At 62.6% G+C, this 18,235-nt stretch carries 12 protein-coding genes; 2 read left to right on the forward strand and 10 right to left on the reverse strand.

Annotation, left to right across the window (positions count from 1 at the left end; genetic code table 11):
• Positions 1-2,347, reverse strand: a 2,347-nt coding sequence (locus tag SH809_15105; GenBank protein ID MDZ4701035.1) for an efflux RND transporter permease subunit, incomplete at its 3' end; no start/stop codon positions are given.
• Between the two features lie 54 nt (positions 2,348-2,401).
• On the reverse strand, positions 2,402-3,751 hold the full coding sequence (locus SH809_15110) for an efflux RND transporter periplasmic adaptor subunit (protein MDZ4701036.1): 1,350 nt from the start codon (positions 3,749-3,751) through the stop codon (positions 2,402-2,404).
• 748 nt (positions 3,752-4,499) lie between these two features.
• Between SH809_15110 and SH809_15115 the strand changes: the two genes are divergently transcribed.
• Both SH809_15115 and SH809_15120 read left to right on the forward strand, forming a co-directional pair.
• Positions 4,500-5,087 (forward strand): fasciclin domain-containing protein, encoded by a 588-nt coding sequence (locus SH809_15115; GenBank protein ID MDZ4701037.1) that lies wholly within the window; start codon positions 4,500-4,502, stop codon positions 5,085-5,087.
• Between the two features lie 129 nt (positions 5,088-5,216).
• On the forward strand, positions 5,217-6,458 hold the full coding sequence (locus SH809_15120; protein MDZ4701038.1) for a sterol desaturase family protein: 1,242 nt from the start codon (positions 5,217-5,219) through the stop codon (positions 6,456-6,458).
• Here the strand turns inward: SH809_15120 and SH809_15125 are convergent.
• The 8 genes from SH809_15125 to SH809_15160 form a co-directional block, all read right to left on the reverse strand.
• Positions 6,451-7,422: an alpha/beta fold hydrolase gene (locus SH809_15125; GenBank protein ID MDZ4701039.1), complete on the reverse strand. Its 972-nt coding sequence runs from the start codon at positions 7,420-7,422 to the stop codon at positions 6,451-6,453. The two genes, SH809_15120 and SH809_15125, sit on opposite strands and share 8 nt — an antisense overlap.
• 3 nt (positions 7,423-7,425) lie before the next feature.
• A complete protein-coding gene (locus tag SH809_15130) occupies positions 7,426-8,022 on the reverse strand; it encodes a hypothetical protein (GenBank protein ID MDZ4701040.1) in 597 nt (198 codons plus the stop codon).
• 161 nt (positions 8,023-8,183) lie between these two features.
• Positions 8,184-8,933 carry a TIGR00730 family Rossman fold protein gene (locus SH809_15135; protein ID MDZ4701041.1) on the reverse strand — a complete coding sequence of 250 codons (750 nt, stop codon included), beginning with the start codon at positions 8,931-8,933 and terminating at the stop codon, positions 8,184-8,186.
• A 6-nt stretch (positions 8,934-8,939) separates the two neighbouring features.
• Complete coding sequence (locus SH809_15140) at positions 8,940-10,409, reverse strand: sulfatase (GenBank protein ID MDZ4701042.1); 1,470 nt, start codon at positions 10,407-10,409, stop codon at positions 8,940-8,942.
• Between the two features lie 27 nt (positions 10,410-10,436).
• On the reverse strand, positions 10,437-11,867 hold the full coding sequence (locus SH809_15145; GenBank protein MDZ4701043.1) for a glucoamylase family protein: 1,431 nt from the start codon (positions 11,865-11,867) through the stop codon (positions 10,437-10,439).
• 27 nt (positions 11,868-11,894) lie between these two features.
• Positions 11,895-13,739: a glucoamylase family protein gene (locus SH809_15150; protein ID MDZ4701044.1), complete on the reverse strand. Its 1,845-nt coding sequence runs from the start codon at positions 13,737-13,739 to the stop codon at positions 11,895-11,897.
• Between the two features lie 51 nt (positions 13,740-13,790).
• Entirely contained in the window at positions 13,791-14,804 is a 1,014-nt protein-coding gene (locus SH809_15155) for a PorV/PorQ family protein (protein MDZ4701045.1), read from the reverse strand.
• A gap of 32 nt (positions 14,805-14,836) precedes the next feature.
• Positions 14,837-18,124 carry a hypothetical protein gene (locus tag SH809_15160; protein MDZ4701046.1) on the reverse strand — a complete coding sequence of 1,096 codons (3,288 nt, stop codon included), beginning with the start codon at positions 18,122-18,124 and terminating at the stop codon, positions 14,837-14,839.
• Positions 18,125-18,235: the final 111 nt, after the last annotated feature.

An 18,235-nucleotide genomic window follows, 5' to 3' on the forward strand; every position in this document is an offset into this window, starting at 1 on the left:
CGCCGGCCGGCGTGCGCACCCCAATATCGTCCAGGTCGAGCGTCGTGAGACGGTCTTCCGGGCGGAGGCGGACGCGAATCGGAAACTCATCGCCCTTCACCCGGAACTGGCCGGCAAGCACGCCACCGACATTCGACTGCACCGCCTGCGCCACTTCGCGCACGGACAGGCCGAGGTCGGAGATCTTCTCCCGATCGAAGATCAGGTTTTCCTCCGGCTGGCCTTCCCGCCGGCTGACCCGGGCATCGCGCACCCCAGGAATGGTCGCGACACGTTCCTGGATCTGGCGCGCGAATGCGCTCGCCGTCTCCATGTCGTAGCCGCGAAGTTCGATCTGGACGGCCTCGGCGTCGTCGCTCGAGCTGAAGAGGCGGTTCAGGATCCAGAGACCCGACTGGGCCTGCACACGGATTTCGGCGCCGGGGATCAGGCCGGCGACGGCGTCGCGGATTTCATCCGCCAGTTCGGTGCTATTCACCCGCCGCGTCGCCGCGTCAACCAGCGTCACCTCGACCTGCGCGTCGCCGTTGCGTACTTCGGTGGTGAAGTCCTTGACCTGATCCGCCGGGATGATGGCTTTCACCACCAGCGCCAGTTCGTCCAGGTACTGGCGGACGACGGCGATATTCATGCCTTCAGCCATCTCCATGTCGATGCTGATCTCGTCCGCATCCGTTTGCGGGGCGAGCTCAACCGGGATGGTCGTCCAGAAATAAGCAGAAAGAGCCACCAGCACGATTGCGACGATAAACACCGTCGGGCGGTGCTTGATGGCGGTCCGGAGGGCATTCGCGTACCGATTCTCGAGGCGATCGAAAAAGGCGCCGATGCGCGAGCGTTTCGCCGGCGCGCCGTCTTTGCCATTTTTCTTGCCGACCGTGAGATACCGGCTCGACAACATCGGCACCAGGCTGAGTGCCACGACCAGCGAACACAACAGCGCAAAAACGATCACAATGGCCAGCGACTGAAACAGCGCGCCCGAGGTGGTCTGCGCAAACGCCAGTGGAATGAAGATCACACAGGTCGTGAGCGTCGATGCGATGATGGCGCCGGTCACCTGCTTGGTGCCTATCAACGCGCTCGTTCGTGCGGATTCGCCCTTACTCTCTCGAAGTCGGACGATATTTTCCAGCACCACGATCGCATTGTCCACCATCATCCCGATCCCGAGCGCAAGCCCGCCAAACGTCATCTGATTCAGCGTCATGCCGCTGAAATAGAGCACACCGAACGTGGCGATGACCGAGATCGGGATCGAAAGGGAGATGATAAACGTCGTCGACCCGTTACGAAGGAAGAGATACAGGATGAACAGGGCCAGGATCGCTCCGTACAGCGCCGAACTCTGGACGTTATCCATCGACTGCTGGATAAACGTGCTCTGGTCGCTGATGACGCTCAGCTGTAAGTCGGCCCGCTCCAGGTTGATGCGTTCGACTTCCTTTTTGACCTCGTCCGCCACCGCCACCGTGTTGGCGCCCGACTGCTTCTGGACGGCGAACCGAATCATCGGCACGTCGCCCAGTTCGACGAGACTGAAGGCATCTTCGTAGCCATCCCGAACTTCCGCCACATCCTGTACCCGGATAGGCTTCCCGTTTACGACGCGGACGACGGTACGGCCGATTTGCTCGACTTCCGTGTACTCGCCCCGGGTGCGGACGTACATGTCGCTGAGCCCCTGCTTCATGTTGCCGCCCGGCAGCGTGCTGTTCTCCTGCGAGATCGCCTGCTGCACGTCGAGGGCCGTTAGCCCGCTGGCCTTCAGGCGATCGCGATCCAGTTCTACGCGGATTTCCCGGTAGATGCCGCCGAACAGGTTGATCGACCCCACGCCGGGGATGCGCTCGAACCGCTGCGCGAGGTCGCGCTCAATGATGCGTGTGAGCTCTTCAAGGTGCCGAGAGGACTTCGCCGCGATGATGACGATCGGGAAGCTGTTCGGGTCGAACTTGAACAGGCGCGGCGGATCGACCTCCGGCGGGAGCTGGTTGATGACCCGGTTCATCGCGTCGCGCACGTCGTTGGAGGCTTCCGCGAGGTCGACCCCTCGGGCAAACTCCATGGTGACGCGGCTGGAGCCATCCTGCGACCGCGAGGTGACCCGTTCCATGTTCGGCACACTCGCCACCGCGTTCTCGATGCGATCCGTGATGATCGTCTCCATCTCCTCCGGCCCCACATTCGGATAGTTCGTACTTACCGAAAGCTGGGTAAACTCGATGTTCGGCAGCAGGTCCACCGGCAAATACCGCAAACCGACCAGCCCCAGGGTGATGATCACCAGGTAGAACATGGTGGTCGCGATCGGCCGCTTGATCGAAACGTCGGTGAGGAAGCTCATAGACTTGATTGACTAGGTTTCGCGGGGATCTCTGAATTCGTACGCCGGCCCTGCTCAGGGCGACGTGTCCACGACGCTGTCCTTAAATGCGCCGGACTTGGCCATGCGCTGTTGTTTTTCCAGGAACTGTTCGAGCAGGTCTTCGCGCTTCAGGTTCTGGAGCGCGATGAGCCGTTTCCAGGTCGTCGCCCGAACCCGCGCCTGGGGCTTATCGCCCCGGAGGAGGTGTTGCCCGAGCGTCACGATCCAGGCGTCGGGCTCGACGCCTGAGACGCCGGCCAGATCGTGTCCTTCGGCGATGATCTCTACCGGGCGGAATTCAAGCGGTGTCGGCTCCGTGAGCGGCATCTTTTCATCGTCAGATCCCGGCAGGTCGACGGGCAGTTCCACGCCGAGCGTCGTCGCCACAAAGATGCCGACCTCTCCAGACGCCGGGTCTTCGTACAGCGCGCTCATCGGGACGATGGTGGCCTGCTCGCTCTCGCCGTAATAGACGTCGACGTTGACGAACATGCCGGGTTTAAAGAGGCCGCCGGCGTTGGGGACATCAATCTCTGCCGTCGTGCTGAACGACGCGGCTTCGAGGAAGGGCGAGATGCGCGAAAGGGGCCGAACGACCGACGTATCGGTCCACCCCTCGCTGGAAATCCGGGTGTTCTGTCCCTGTTGGATGAACCCCAGCATATGCTCGGTCAACGAGATCTCGATCCGCACGTTGTCCAGGTTACCGATGGTAAACAGCGGGAGGTTGCCGTTGGCGCGCATGCCGACTTCGGCGCTCCGCTGGCCGATGCGGCCGCTGATCGGCGCACGGATTTCCGTTCGCGCCAGGTTCGTCTCCCGCTCCTGCACCGTGGCGCGCGCCTGGTCCACCTGGGCCTGCGAACGCTCGAAGCTGGCGCTAGCGGCATCTACCTGCGCCCGCTGGGTTTCGAGATCTAGCACGGACACCAACTCCTTGGCCGCGAGCGTCTCCGTGCGCTCGAACTGAAGGGTCAACTCGCGGAGGCGGGCTTCCGCCTGCTTGGCGTCTGCTTCGGCGATGCGGAAGCTGGCCGTCGCCTGATTGAGCTGCTCCCGAAACTGACGCGCCTCGAGCCGAACGAGCACCTGCCCCTGACGCACGAGGTCGCCGGTTTGAACCGGGACTTCGGCGATGGGCGCCGTCAACTCGGGATAAATTTCCACCTGATTATCGGCCTTCACGATTCCAACGAGCCGCTGTTCGAGCGGCAGCGAGCCCAGCTGCGCCTGCACTACCTCAACCGCGGGGATGATGGCGGGGCCGCCAAATCCGCCTGGCCCCCCAAATCCGCCCGGGCCACCAGGAGCGGCGTTTCCCGGCTCCCCCTCGCCACAGCCGGCCAGGATCACCATGGCACACAGGATCAGGAGGGCCCGCATGGAAAAAGCTGCCGCGTGGATCGATGAATCAGAAAAAGCGGCTCCAAGAGCCACCGCGCGCCGGGTATGAGGCCGGCGGGGCATGAGGGTTTGCATGAGGGTATATGAAGGGAGAATAATCGTAACCGGGATTGATAAGATATCGGCCCGGCGGATGAGGTGGGTTAAGCAGGTGCTAAAGCCTTGTTAAAGATGTAAATTCTCCTGCTCAAAGCGTTCTTGCGCCACGCCGGCGCTCCTCAAACATCGATCGACAGAAGTGAACGGCCGCGTCGAAGTCGGTATACGCTACGTGTAAGCGTTGTGTTTTCCAGACGAGTTGATACGCTCCCTCACCGCCCCGATCCGTCTCGCGGCGAGGCTTCGGTAAGTGGTGGGTTTTGCACAGATTGAGGATGTGACGCGCTTCGGCCTGGTTCATGGAAGGAGGGTCTGCGTGGCGGGGACCCGGCCCTCGTCCCACCCGAATTCAGACCCTGAACCCAGACAGGAAAATGTGTTCGGCGCTCGGAATCAGACGCGCCGCATCGCGTGCCAGCCGGCAAGTTAACCCCAGTAGTCACTCTTTTTTTTCGCTGTGTACTCCCTGTAGCTGCACAACACGGAAGCTCGGCACAGACAAAGGAATAGGCGCCGAACGCTTCCACCCTCTCCTCCCGTTGCAGCGTTCACACGCCCGTTATCTAAACCGATGTTCGGGATTAGAGAGGGGATAGTTATGTCCGAAACGCAAACCTACAGCACCACTATGATCACCCGTTTCTTTACGTTCGCTTTCGCCCTTTTTCTATTCGCCGGCTGCTCGGATCCGATCAGCGTCCAGGAATCCGAGTCGCCAGACGTAACCGCTTCCGCCAGCGATCGCATCAAGGATGAATCGAAGCGCACGCAGCAGACGATCGCCGAAATCGTCCTCGACGTCAACGCCAAGACCGGGGAGTTCTCGGTCCTGCTGGCCGCCCTCACCCGTGTCGACCTCGTCGGCCCGTTCCTCGAAAAGGACCCAAAGACCGTTTTCGCCCCCACCGACGCCGCTTTTATCGCTCTGCTCGCTGAACTCGGGCTCAGCGGGCTCGACGACATCGACGACGCCACCCTCACCACGGTCCTCCTCTACCATGTGGCCGCTGGCCGCTGGTTCTCGGGCCGTGTGCTGGGTTCGGAGTACATTCCGACCCTCCAGGGCGGCACCCTCCATGTCGACGCCGCCAACGCTGCCCTCATCGACGCCAACGGGCGCTCGGCCAACATTCTCGTTGGCGCCGGCCTGTTCGACATCACGGCGAAGAACGGCGTGATCCATGTGATCGACCGGGTTCTCCTGCCCCAGTTGTAATTCCAACTCATTATCACGACAAGACCGCCTCCGCGACTCTGGCCGCGGAGGCGTTTTTGTTGGTGGCGGATAAGGCCATTTTCGGTGTACCTTGATTACCCGAACCTCCTCCCCATTTCGAGCCGTCGCATGGATCTCAACCCCGTCATCATCGCCATCCCGATGTACTTCACACTGATGGCCGTGGAGTTGGTGTACGAGTCGGTCACCCATCGAAAAACCTACCGCCTCAACGACGCCGTCACAAACATAAGCACGGGGACGTTACAGCAGCTGACGAACACCTTTCTCGCGATTTTCGGCATCGGCATCTACACGATCGTGTACGAGCACTTCGCCCTGATTGAACTGGCCCGGACCTGGTCGATCGTTGCCATCGCGTTCGTGTTTTGGGATCTGTGTTATTACTGGGAGCATCGCATGGCGCACACGATCAGTCTGTTCTGGGGCGGGCATGTGGTGCACCATCAGAGCGAGGATTTTAACCTGTCGGTGGCGCTGCGGCAAACCTCCACGGGGTTCATCTGGGGGCTGCCGTTTTACCTTCCCATGGCCTTGCTCGGATTCCATCCCATGCAATTCGTGTTCGTAGGCGGGATCAATCTCCTCTATCAGTTCTGGATCCACACGGAACACATCGGCAAGATGCCGCGCTGGTTCGAGGCCATCTTCAACACCCCATCGCATCACCGCGTGCACCATGGGCGGGATCCGAAGTACATCGACAAAAATTTCGCCGGCGTCTTCATCGTCTGGGACCGGCTTTTCGGGACGTTTACGGAGGAAGAAGAGCGCCCGCACTACGGCATCACGACGCCGCTCCGAAGCTGGAATCCGGTGTACGCCAACTTCGCTCATTACGCCGACCTCTCCCGCACCGTGCGCCAGGCGCGGAGCCCGGGTGACGCCTTGCGCATCCTGTTCAAGCGCCCGGGCTGGCTGCCGGCGTACCTCGGAGGGGCGACGGCGTTGAAGCCGGTCGATGCCGGCTACCAGAAGTACGACGCGCGGGATGCCCGCGAGATCAACATCTACGTCCTCGTCCAATTCCTGGGCGCGCTACTGATTAACGCGCTCTATTTCTTCCATCATGCCAGCCTGGATCCCTTTTCTAAAGCCTGTTACGCGCTCTGGATTCTGGTGACGACGCTCATGTTCGGCTTCCTGTTCGAGCACAAAAACGGGTGGCTGTCGGCTCTCGAACTGGCTCGCCTCGCGGCGATTCCGGCGGGGATGGGGCTCATCCTTCGCGCCGGCATCCCGCTCCCGGCGCCGGCGGTCGGCGTCGGGCTCCTGTTCGCCGCGGGCAGCATGCTTGCGTTTGCCTGGCTGAAATGGCTGCGGCCGCGGCGCGCCAGCGTCGTCAGTTGAGGGGCGAATCCGTCAGAAGCGGCCGGAGGAAGGCGACGACGCGGCGAACCATCGGCATCGTCTCGTCAGGCGACAGGATGTCGCCGGCCAGGACGTGATTCGAGGGGTCGCCGACCTCGTCGAGCACGACGGCTTCCTTGATCGGGGATCCGAAGCGGGGATACGCCTCCGCGATCAGCGCCGGGTTGACCACCTGATCGTTGGGGGAGTAGACGACGAGGAGCGGAGAGGCGATGCCGGCGAAATCGAGTCCATTCACCAGGTCCACCAACCCCATCATCGGGACGAGGGCGCGGCTCGGGTGGCGTGTTTTCCAGAAGCGGGCATGGCCGAAGTTGGCCGGCTCCCAGGTGTAATATGGGCCCACCACGAGTCGCGCCAGCTGCGTCCCCCAGGGCCAGAGGAGCAAGCGGGATGTCGGGTCTTTGGGGCCGAAGTTGGGCGAGATGAGCACCAGCGCGAGCAGTTCGTCCACGTCCGACCGGGCGGCGAGCCAGGTGGCGAGGGTGCCGCCGGTCGATGTCCCGATTACAACGACGCGTTCGCCCAGGCGCCGGCCGATGGCATAGGCCTCCATGGCATCGTTGAGCCAGTCGTTGATCGAGGCCTCGCCCATGGCGTCGTCGCTACGGCCGTGGCCGGCGAGGCGTGTATAAAACAGGTTGGCGCCGAGGGCCGCGGCGATGGAGTCGGACAGGGGACGCGTCTCCTGGCGCGTAGCCGAGAAGCCGTGGAGATAGACGATGGACACGGGGGTGCGCGTTTTTTCCGGCGTGGCCCACACGATCGTCTTCTCGGCGCCCGGGATGAGGTCCGGGAAGCGGGACTCGGCGTCGGCGAGGTAGGTGTCGAGATCGGCCGGCAATGTGAGCGGGCGGATGGTATCGTCGATCACGGGACGAGGGCCCAGGATGATGACGAGCGCGGACACGAAGCCTATCAGCAAAAAAATGAAGCGTTTCATGCGTTAGAGGCCGGCGCTATCGGCCAGGCAATGGGCGATTTCAAACCGGTCTTCAGTTTCAAATAGATCGATCACGTCTTCGCGGTGTAGAGGTGAACTTGCCCGACTGACGAGTGCGTGGTAAGACGTGTAGGGCCAGTCCCGAAAATCAGCGACGAATCCGTGTCGTTGCGGGTTCTGGTGAATGTACAGCACAAGCCGGGCAAAATAAGGGTCCGCGGTGACCTCCACGCGGTGAAAGGGGTGTTCAAAAACGCAGCCGGTTCGTTGGTAGACTTTATTGATACCCTTTGCATAGCCATTAAACAGATTGCTGAATTGCTGGCTCGGCGTTTTCAAGTGAATGGTCTCCAGCGGCTGATTCATGTTGGCGGCCCACCAGTCGCGTTGCTCATCCTCCGTCTTGATTCGCACGAGAAAATGGTAATGATTCCAGAGGAGGCAATAGGCATAGGTGTCGGCGACGGGTGGGATATACTGCCAGTACTTGTCGAGGAAGTAGGTAAAGTTTCGCTCCTCGATGAATAGGTTTTGGCGGTTATTTCCTCGATTAAAGATGTGATAGTACGAACCGTATTGTAAGGGAATGGGCTTGGACATGGCGGTAAAAGGTACGTGCTTGTTGGCAAATCAGGCGATCCTGACGCAAATCCAAGCAGCAAACCCGAAGGGTCTTGAAGACCCTTCGGGTTTTTTGGCTGCCGGGCGCCAGGTTATATCTTACAAGACACATTTCCAGGCAATTTCGTACCCTCTCCGCCCTATTTCTCACCCAGAAACCATCTACGTTTCACACGGGCTCCATAGGTGAGCCCGAACCGCGCCATCGCCACCTCCCGTACATGCCGAACGGCCTCGGCGGGCGAATCCGTCACGAAAAAGTAGTCCATGTCCGTAGCATCGATCGTCCCCTCCGAGACCATTCGATCGCGCATGAACACAAGCAAGGGCTCCCAGAAATCCCGACCCACAAGCACCAGCGGAAACTGCTTGATCTTCCGCGTCTGGACCAGCGTCGCCGTTTCAAACAACTCGTCGAGCGTACCGAACCCGCCAGGCAACACGATGAAGGCGTACGAATACTTCACCAACATCATTTTGCGGATATAAAAGTGTCTGAATCGCACGCTCCGGTCCAGGTACGGATTGTCGGCCTGCTCGTGCGGTAGTTCGATCGTACAGCCCACCGACATCCCGCCGGCATCTTTCGCGCCCCGGTTGGCCGCCTCCATGATCCCGGGCCCTCCCCCGGTCATCACGGTAAAGCCAGCTCGGACAAGCTCCTGCCCTACCTCGCGCGCCTGGGCATAATACGGATGATCCTCCGTGAACCGGGCCGATCCGAACACCGACACGCAGGGCCCTACAAAGTGCAGCACGCGAAATCCGTAGATCATCTCAAAAAAAATCCGGATGGCGCGGAGCAACTCGGACTGGCGCGACTGCGGCCCGCGCAGCAACGGCAGATCGTCGCCGGCCACATCGGCCGACGTCACATACGGTTCTACCATGCGCTCCTAATCGTGTAATTTTCGTTGGTCCTGCTGGCCATACTGCGGCCGGCGAAACGCCACATCCACCGCATCCTCGGCCTCCAGCGCGTCGAACAGGCGATCCTTCATCACATCCGCCAGCTCCTGGTGCTGCGGGCTGTCGATAAGGTTGAAGGCCTCGCTCGGGTCGGTCTGGAGATCATACAGCTCGTTTTGATCCCAGACGCCGTGGTAGTACATGTACTTGTAACGATCCCCGCGGAGCGCGTAGACGGTGGGCGTGTGGGGGAAGTTGTACTCCCAGAAATACTGGTAGACAAACTCCGTCCGCCAGTCGGCCGCGTCGCCGCCCTGAAGCAGCGGCAGGAACGAGCGTCCCTGCATACGGTCGGGCGTACGTAGGCCGGCGAGTTCGAGGATCGTCGGGGCGACGTCGATGTTCAGCACCATCTGGTCGATCGCGGTGCCGGCGGGGATGAAGCCTGGCGCATAGGCCAGCATCGGCACCCGCATCGACTCCTCGTAGGCGTGGCGCTTGTCGATCAACCCGTGTTCGCCAAACGAAAATCCGTTGTCGCCCATATAGACCACGAGGGTGTTCTCCAACTCCCCGGACGCCTCCAGATGGTCGAGCACCCGCCCCACGCTATCGTCTAGCCCGAGCAGGGTCTCGCAATAGCGGCGATAGAAGGTGTCAAAGTCCATCGTGCCATGGTACATGTGCTCGACGCCGTGCCACCCATACCGCTGCGCGCGCACCCAGTGGGGTTTGCCGCGGTAGTTCTCCTCGGTGTTGGCCATCGTGGGCGGATAACGGAGGGTCGCGTCGTCGTAGCGCCCGCGGTGCCGGGGGGCCGGCTCGAACTCGGCGTGGACGGATTTGTGGGAGAGATAGAGGAAAAACGGCGCCTCCCCCTGCCGATCGCCGAGCCAGGCCAGCGCCTGATCGGTGAGGATATCGGCCGTGTAGCCCTCCACGGGCGCGCGCTCGCCGTTGACGTTCAGCGTCGGGTTAAAATACTCACCCTGCCCACGAAAGCTGACCCAGTGATCAAACCCCGGGCGCGGATCGTCGCTTTCGCCACCCATGTGCCACTTGCCGAAGAAGGCGGTCTCGTAGCCGGCCTGCTGGAGGTCCTGCGGGAAGAATCGCGTTCCCTCTGCCAGCGCGCGGTTGTTATCCACCACCCCGTGCCGATAGGAGTACTGGCCGGTGAGGATGGAGGCCCGGCTGGGCGAACAGAGCGCAGTAGTCACGAAGGCGTTGCGGACGTGCATCCCGCCGGCGGCCATCCGGTCCAGATTTGGGGTTTCCAGGAAGTCCGGGGCGTTCGGATGAAAACCCATGAAGTCGTGCCGGTGGTCGTCGCTGAGGATGAAGACGACGTTGCGGGGGGCCCGGGTCGAGACCGAACCCGGCGAGGCGCCCGGCAGGACAAATCCGAGCATCGAACAGGTCAGCAGCACCAGCAAGCCTTGAAGCGAATTCCTCATGACGGGGTTCAGGGATGGAGATGACGATCAGGGGCAGCGACCTTCCAACCACCCGCCGGCAAAACCGGCGCGGCACAGGCCGCGCACAAGGTAGGGATTTCTTTTCATCACTTCCCAGACAAGCCCGCTCTGGTGGTTTTCGATCATCGCCACGATGGGCCCCTGATCGATGCCCAGCCGATCGCTGTCGAACCACCCCAGCACAGGGTCGACGTGGCCGAACTCGATATCCCCACCCACGAACGTATAGGTCGGGTTAAACGCGTCGGCGAAGCCGTATTCATTGTAGAGATGGGCATCGTAGGTTTCTCGGATGGCGCGCAGTGTGGGGATCACGATTTCGGGCGCAAACGCAATCGAACCGCCGGCCGCCGTCGGAGCGATGGTGCCGTCGTCGTTGATGTGCTCGAGGCTCGCGCCGCGCGCCCAGTAGCGCTGAAATCGGACCGTGTCGGCGCCCACGAGACGCTCCTCGCCCGCCGGCCCGTCGCTGGCTGTCAGTCCCCAGATCGTCTCGCCGTACCCTGCGAATCCGCCCGGATTGGCCACGGCGTACGCCTGCTGCGCATAGGTCGCCCGGCGTGAGTTCTCGAAATAGTCGATCCCTCTCCCCCGCATGTACGCATCCTGGATCCCCCTGAAATCCACCCAGACATGGCTGTATTGATGCCCGAACATCGGGCTGAATTGCAGGTGCTCCTGGCCGTAAAAATCACCCCAGGTGTAGGTGCCGGTGTACGCCTCCCAGACGTCCGCGTCGACGGGATGGGTGGGCGAGCCCAGAGCGAGTAGATAAAGGATCATCGCCTCGTTGTATCCCTGGTAGGCGGCCTGCCCGAAGGCGCCCGTTTCCGGGTGCCACCCCATCGTGATGAGCGGCGCGCGGTCGCGCTGAAACCAGGTCCACTCCACCCGGCGGTAGAGGGAGTCTGCGTACGCGCGGATCGACGCTTCCGCCGGCTCCCCCTGATCGTAGTAGGACTGCGCGAACAACACGCCGGCCATCAGGAGCGCCGTGTCGATTGTCGACAACTCGGTCTCACGGAAGCGATGCCCGGTCTCGAATTCGAGGAAATGATAAAAGAACCCCCGGTGCCCGATCACGCCGGCCGGCGTCTCGCCGTGGGGCGACTCCCAAAAAAACCTGAGCGCCGCCAGCGTGCGCTCGGCCGCCTCCACTCGCGTAATATAGCCCCGCTCCGCCCCGATGCCGTAGGCCGTCAACCCGAAGCCGACGGCCGCCACGCTGGAAAACGTGCGCGACGGGTGCCGGTCCGGCACAAGCCCGGTCGAGTCGGCGGTCGTCTCCCAGAACCACGCGAACGTCCGACGCTGAACATCGTCCAGAAACGCTTCATCGCCCTCGGTATTACGAATCCGTACTTCCGCCAGCGGTGTACATGCGCCGAGCGCAAGACCGAGCGCCATCAGGGCGGAAACGCAACGCGTCATGTTCATAGCCATGCGTACGGTTTCATCGGGTGGTTAGCGGAAGATGACGGCTGCACGCGCCGGCGCCTGGCCTTCGCGTTGGACATAAACAATATAGACGCCGGCCGCAAGCCCACCGCGTGTGATGCGGAACTGATGGTCGCCGGCGGTCCACCACTCGGCCGGCTCCTGTCGCACCAGACGCCCCGTGACATCGTAGAGCATGATCCGCACCGCTTCCGGCCGAGGCAGGGATACCCGCATGATGGCATCGCCCGGCGCTGGCATAGGATAAACGATCGCCGTCAGCGGGATGGCTTCGTCGCCGCGTTCGACGGCTGTGCCCGTTGGCAAGAAGCCCGCCCGTTCCAGGCCCTGCCGCGCCACATCACTCTGCATAAAGACGTCCCAGATCCGACCTGTGCGGTAGTTCTCGATCATCAACACGATAGGACCCTGGTCGATGCCGATATGGCTGGTCGCGAACCAGTTCTGCGCGAGGTTAAACGCGTCGCGAAAGCCGTAGGAGGACCAGATCTGGGTGCGATAGGTCGTATACAGATGCCGGAGCGCCGCGATCGTCTCCTCGGGTGCGAACGGAATGGATCCGCCGGGCGCCGTCGGGGCCAGGGTGCCGTCGTCGTTCTGCGCCGGCGGAGCGCCGCGCGCGCTGTAGCCCCCCGGCACATCGGACGCGGTGAGGCCCCACACGTTTTCGCTGTAACCGACGCGTCCGAGCGGGTTGGCGATCGAATACGCCCGGTTGGCGAGTGTCGCCCGGCGGGAATTCTCGAAGTAGTCGATCCCACGGCCGCGCATGTAAGCGTCCTGGATCCCCCGAAAATCGAACCAGGCGTGGGTGTACTGATGGCCAAACAGCGGCGGGAAAACGACGAACGAGTAGCCGTAATGCGTGCCCCAGGTGTACGAACTGGTCCACGCCGGCCATGCGGAGGTCGGGACGGGATGTGTCGGTGAACCCAGGGCGATCAGGTAGACGATCATCGCCTCGTTGTACCCGCCCCAGTCGAACGCCAGGAAGCCGCCTTCCGGCCTCCACCCGTGGCCGATGAGCGGCGGCCGCGGACTCGCCCAGGTCCACTCCACCCGGTGGTTGATCGAGTCGGCCAGGGCGCGGATCTCGGCCTCGGCCGGCTCCTCGGCATCGAAATAGGCGCCGGCATGGATCACGCCGGCGAGCAGCAGCGCGGTGTCGACGGTAGAAAGCTCCGTCGTGCCGCTGCGCCTGCCGGTCTCCCTATCCAGGAAGTGGTAATAAAACCCGCGGTATCCGGTGGCATCCACCGCCGTGCTTTGCTCGCTCTCCCAGAAAAAGCGCAACGTGGTCAGCACGCGTTGCCGGCCCTCGTCGCGCGTGATCCACCCGCGGTCGACCCCGACGGCGATGGCCGAAAGCCCGAACCCAACCGACGCGATGCTCGCGGAGGAGCCGGTGGTGTTGCGGTCTTTGATGAGGCCGTTGGCTGGATTGGCTTCGTACCAGAAGAAGTCGAAGGCGGTCTGCTGCACGAGGTCGAGCAACGCCTCATCGTCCAACTCGCCGGGATCCGCGCGCACGACCCCGGAGTCGCCGCTATCCACATCGTCCGTGTCTACCGCGTGTACGCCGTAGAAGTAGACTGCATCGTTGTCGACATTAAAATCGACATAATGATTGAGCCGAAAGACACCGGGCAGCGGGGTCGCAAATACGGCGGCTGAATCCAGCGATTTAAAGATGCGATACCCCTTGATGCTGGCCTCCGGGCCGGCGTCCCAATGCAGGTTGACGGTGCGGTCACCGGAGCGCTGAACGAGCCGGACGGGCGGCGCCGGCTGTGCCGCGGCCGCCATCATGCACACGATCCACATCCCCACCCATAGCCCGCTTCGTCGCATACCGCCCTTGTCTGCCCCACACGATCTCAACCGGTCCGTGCGGACGATGAATTAGAAACCGACCCCCACTGAAAACCGCTGCACATCGCCCACCACGCCGTAATCGTTCCAGGCATAGTCGATCCGCACCTCATACCGCGAGACGCCGTACTGCAGCCCGACACCAAGCGTGAGGCCGGTCTCGGAATCCTGCTGAAAGAGATTCTGGTACCCGCCACGCAGGGAGAGCGTCCGCATAAATGTCCATTCCCCACCGAAGCTCATGCTGCTGGTGTTGTCGCTGGGCTGAGCGGCATCGACGGCCAGATGGAAGCTGTTCATTTCGCCCAGTTGCCATGGGATGCCGACGCCCACTCGGAACAGGATGGGCAGCGGGTGCGACTCGGTATACAGCGCCGCCGGCAGGCTCGAGTTGTCTCCGAAGCGGTCCGGGTCCTGATCGAATCGGATGCGGAGGTCGCGCCCATCGAAGGCGCCCTGTGTTCCGAAGTTCGAGAGGCTGGCGCCCAGATAGGCACGGAAGGGAAGCTGGTACAGAACACCGAGGTTGATCCCAAAGGCCTGGAGGCTGCTGTGCCAGATGCGCTCCTGGATGAAGTTTAGCTGCAGGCCGGCCGAAAACCGGTCGGTGATGCGCCGGCCGTACGCGGCCCCGAACGCCAGGTTTTGCACGTTGAACCGCTCGCCAGTGCCAAGCGGCTGCTCGACCGTCCGCACATCCATCTCGCCGGAGTTGAGCGAAGTGACGGACAAAAACAAGGTGTGTACCTGGCCTACCCGAAGCGCCACGCCGGCATAGTTGTGCGTGATGTCCGCCAGCCATTTCCCGTAGGAGAACTGAGCGTCCGACTGGCTCAGATGCCCGAGGGCGCCCGGGTTATAAAAGGCCGACGACGCTTCGGAGTACATCGTCACGCCGGCATTACCCATGGCCGACATCCGGGCGCTGGGTTCGATGAGCAGGAATTGCCCGATTGTCGTGCCTACTTTTGTCTGCCCCAGCGCCTCCGGGGCAAGCACCATCAACAACGCCCCGATGAAGGCAACGCGGCGGGAGATGGTCATGAATGTACCTTCTTGTCGCATGACATCGCCCCTCATTTGATGATGGCAAACTTTCCGACGAACTCGCCCGCGCCCTCGGCTTCCACCTGGAAGATGTAGAGGCCGGGCGCCACCTCGAGGCTGTCCTTCGACCGGAGGTCCCATGGCACCATGCCGGTGGTCGAGCCATCGTGGTGCAGCGTCTGCACCAGTTCACCACGGACGCTGAAGATGCGCACCGTCGCATGGGCGGGGATGGCGCGAAACTCCATCCGCCGAATACCGCGTCCGGACACGGCGAACCGCTCGGGCTCAAAACTGGACGAGGCCACGTACGGGTTGGGCACGACGTACGGTTCCTCTCCCTCAAAGGCACTCCTGACGGCCGAGGGATCGACAAATTCGCCCTCGACACGGAACGAGAACACGTCGGTGTTGCTGAATGGCTTGTTGACGTCCATCAGGTACACATCGCCGGCCCGCGGCGCGGTCGGCGCCGCCGGCGACCGGTCTACATCGAGTTCGATCCGCCACGCCGGCCGGCGCACGGGGCTCGTAAAACTCTCCGGCGTCAGGACTTCGATAAACTCGTCCTCGGCGCTGAGCGCGCGGTCGCCGTTGACATCCCGGAACCGGAGGTCGAATACTCGGCCGGACTCGACGCCCTCCACCCGGAAGTGCACCGGCGTCGCGGGCGCGCCGATGGCAGCCAGAGACGTATCAAGCGGCGTGTCCGCGAACGTGATCCGCAGGCTTTCGGGGTAGCCAGGCCGGCGCAGGTTGATGGGGAGCGAGCTGGCGTACCGCGCCCGGAAAACCGCGTCCGTTGTCCCTTCGACGAAGCCGCTCTCAAGGGTGTCGACCTCGACCGTCGGCAACGTCTCGATGATAGGCAGGATGCCGGCGCCGGCCGGGCCCGTGCCCTCGCCCAGCAGGTCGATGCCTCCTTCGAACAGAATCTCTTGAGCGGTCAGGTCCGACAGCGTGTAGGACGACGCGCGGATGCTGTCGGCCAGATGCTCGAACGTGATCTGTAATACGTGGTCGTCCGGCACCAGCGCCGGGTTGATCACGCGCGCCTCGATCGAACCCGTGCCGTCGCCGGCGTCGTGCACAATGGAAGCAGAATCCACGTTCGCGGACACGAACCCTGGCACGGGGGCATTGGGCCGTACTTCCACCGTATTTCTGGGGAGGATCGTGCCCCCACGCGGCGTTCGCGAGATGGTGATGGCGTTTTCGGAGGGGAAAAACCGGAATTCCTCCGAGCCGCGGTCGTACGAGGTGACGGCGAAATAATACAGCTGGCCGTTGGTGACCGAGGAGTCCGTAAAGGTGTGCGTGATGCCGGTATTCTGCCCGAGCCAGTACGCGGTGCCGTCTATCACGATGTCCGAGTACCCGCTGATGTCGTTCTCGAGGTCGAACTGCGCGATCGGCCGGCCATTGCCGAAGGGGCCGGTTCCCCGGGCATTGGTGATCAGCTGCGCATCGAGGAAGTTTGGATCGGTGGAGCGGTAGATCCGGTAGCCCTCGAAGTCGTTCCGGTTCGTGACCGGGTCGATCGAGCGCTCGGCAGCGTTATCCCACGTCAACCGCACGAAGCCGTCGCCGGCGTACGCCTGGACCGAGGGCAGCGGCGGCGGCGTGGCAAATTGATAGTTGGCGTTATAAATCGACTGGACGGTCTCGACGTTGGATTCGAGCTCGGTCAGGTCCTGTCCGTAGGCCAGAGCGAGGCTGAAGCGTTCACGCCGGCCGGCGGTGAGGGGGAATGGCCCGGATGCAAACAGGAACCCTATGTTGTAGTTGAGGGCGAGCGGATTATCGAATCGGACGGCCGGGTCGGGACTGGAGAACTGGTCGTAGAGCCGGAGCGGCCACTCGTTCTCGTTCATAAAGAAGACGATGTTGTCGGTCTCCGAGCTGGGCGCGCCGGCGCCGGCGCGGATGCGGTTCATCTTGAACCCGGTGAGGCCGATCATGTCGGATTCGTTTACGTCGGTCTGATCGAAGTTCGGCTCTCCGGGCGTCGGCTCCCCGTTGTTTTCGCCGGAGTCGGGCGGGTTGTTGTCGTCGGAGAAGATGCCGTCTCCGCCGGTGTCGCTGAACTCGGCGACCCAGTCGAGGTCCTCGTCGCCCGTCCACCACACGCCGGCCGTATAGGCGGGTCGCTCGATGATCGGCCCATAAAACGCCTCGAAGGCCGCGACGTCGTAGTTCGCCAGTACGTAGGCGCGGATCGCGTCCTGCCCTTCGATCCGGATCCCCGCACCACCGTCGCGCCGTTCGTCGCGGATGCCGTCGCTGTCGTTATCCACCCCGTCGCTGGCGTCGCCGGGGGTTTCGAGGTAGGCGTAGCCCAGGTAGCCGGTTGGCTCGCAGTTGGACCGCAGCCCGACGCCGCGGCCGCCTTTGTCCCAGGTATAGACGAGGTTGAGGCCGAAGTCGGTGTTATAAAATGCGTTGTCGTCGTCGGATTCCGCGACGCCGTCGCATGAATTTCCGGAGCCCCCCACGCCGGAGTCCATGTACAGGCCGAAGACGATGTCGTCGTACGTGGTGGTGCTTTCGTTGACGATGTCGTAATGCCAGAAGATGACGTTCTGGGCCTGCGGGTTGGCCCACTGGAAGCCGCGGACTTCGACACGGAGCCCGAGGCCGCGCCGGGTCCGGTCGCGCGCGTCGGGGAAGAATTGCCAGGCGTCGTAAAAATTATCGTCCATCACAAAGAACGACTCCTGGTCTGCGTTCGGCCTTTTGCCAAAAAAACCGTTCCACGAGCCGCACCAGCCGGGATCGTCTGGATCGTCGAGTTTATCGACCCAACAGGTCGCCGGGTCGGCCCCGCTTCGGATATCGCCGGCCGCGTCCACCGCACCCGGCCAGGTGCGCGGGTCGTTGCTGAGGGCGACGGATCGGCCCTGGTTGATGGTCGGGCTGGATTCGTTGTAGCCGGGTCTCGGTTCGAAGCGCATGACGCGGCCGGAGTTGGGGCTCGTCGCCTGGCGCTCGCGGTAACCGGTGAGCATGATGTAGGCCTGCCGGCCGTTTTCCTGCGTCACCCGCGCCAGCACAAACGGCGTCACCCCGTCCGAATAGTTGACCCCGCTCCCGCGCGGCACCTCGGCGGAATGGAAAACGCTCAGGTCCGGGTTCGAGATGAAATCCCCCACCATACCGTAGTTGTAAAATACCGTTCGGACCCGGTTGGCGTCGTGCGTCCCCTGCCGCTCCGCATCGATGCGGCTCCGCCGCTCCGGCGGAGTCACGGGTTCGAGGTCCTGCGCCCGGGTGGGGCTGGCGAGGAGAAGGAGGATTATGTAAAGGAATGATTTCACGTCGTGGCGTTTCGTAAGGTGCGATTGCGCTTCGAAGGCATCCCCGACTCCGGTCCCGTCATCCCCAACTTGATTGGGGATCCATGCAACCAACGAGCCTTGCATGGTTCC

It is taken from the genome of Rhodothermales bacterium (assembly GCA_034439735.1).
In the GTDB taxonomy this organism is placed as follows: Bacteria; Bacteroidota; Rhodothermia; order Rhodothermales; family JAHQVL01; genus JAWKNW01.

Bases quoted from the DNA above. Each gene is read 5' to 3' on its own strand.
- SH809_15110 (MDZ4701036.1), bottom strand. From the start codon at position 3,751: ATGCGGGCCCTCCTGATCCTGTGTGCCATGGTGATCCTGGCCGGCTGT.
- SH809_15115 (MDZ4701037.1), top strand. From the start codon at position 4,500: ATGATCACCCGTTTCTTTACGTTCGCTTTCGCCCTTTTTCTATTCGCC.
- SH809_15120 (MDZ4701038.1), top strand. From the start codon at position 5,217: ATGGATCTCAACCCCGTCATCATCGCCATCCCGATGTACTTCACACTG.
- SH809_15125 (MDZ4701039.1), bottom strand. From the start codon at position 7,422: ATGAAACGCTTCATTTTTTTGCTGATAGGCTTCGTGTCCGCGCTCGTC.
- SH809_15130 (MDZ4701040.1), bottom strand. From the start codon at position 8,022: ATGTCCAAGCCCATTCCCTTACAATACGGTTCGTACTATCACATCTTT.
- SH809_15135 (MDZ4701041.1), bottom strand. From the start codon at position 8,933: ATGGTAGAACCGTATGTGACGTCGGCCGATGTGGCCGGCGACGATCTG.
- SH809_15140 (MDZ4701042.1), bottom strand. From the start codon at position 10,409: ATGAGGAATTCGCTTCAAGGCTTGCTGGTGCTGCTGACCTGTTCGATG.
- SH809_15145 (MDZ4701043.1), bottom strand. From the start codon at position 11,867: ATGAACATGACGCGTTGCGTTTCCGCCCTGATGGCGCTCGGTCTTGCG.
- SH809_15150 (MDZ4701044.1), bottom strand. From the start codon at position 13,739: ATGCGACGAAGCGGGCTATGGGTGGGGATGTGGATCGTGTGCATGATG.
- SH809_15155 (MDZ4701045.1), bottom strand. From the start codon at position 14,804: ATGACCATCTCCCGCCGCGTTGCCTTCATCGGGGCGTTGTTGATGGTG.